Annotated in this window: 1 protein-coding gene; it reads left to right on the top strand. The window is 66.2% G+C overall.

Translation table 11 applies throughout. From position 1 onward, the window contains the following. Positions 1-320: transposase (locus EN850_RS34990; RefSeq protein ID WP_145973033.1), on the top strand; the 320-nt coding region annotated here is incomplete at both ends.

Raw genomic sequence — 320 nt, 5'->3', positions numbered from 1 at the left:
CGGCTATCGCGTGCTCGCCGACAAGAGCGGCGTCGTGCTCGCGTTCTGCTGGGCACATGTGCGCCGGCGCTTCTACGAACTCGCCGCGGCCGGTCCCGCGCCGATCGCCAGCGAGGCGCTCCGGCGGATCGCTGAACTCTACAGAATCGAAGATGACATTCGTGGACGATCCGCCGAGCAGCGCCGTGCCACGCGCCAGGACAAGAGCCGCCCGATCGTCGTCGATCTCGAGCCCTGGCTTCGCGAAAAGCTCGGGCTGATCAGCCAGAAAACAAAGCTCGCCGAAGCGATCCGCTACACGCTCTCGCGCTTCGATGGCC

This window comes from Mesorhizobium sp. M8A.F.Ca.ET.207.01.1.1, from assembly GCF_004794715.1.
Lineage (GTDB): Bacteria > Pseudomonadota > Alphaproteobacteria > Rhizobiales > Rhizobiaceae > Mesorhizobium.
Note: the sequence above shows the minus strand (reverse complement) of the source record. Positions and strands in the feature narration are given on the sequence as shown.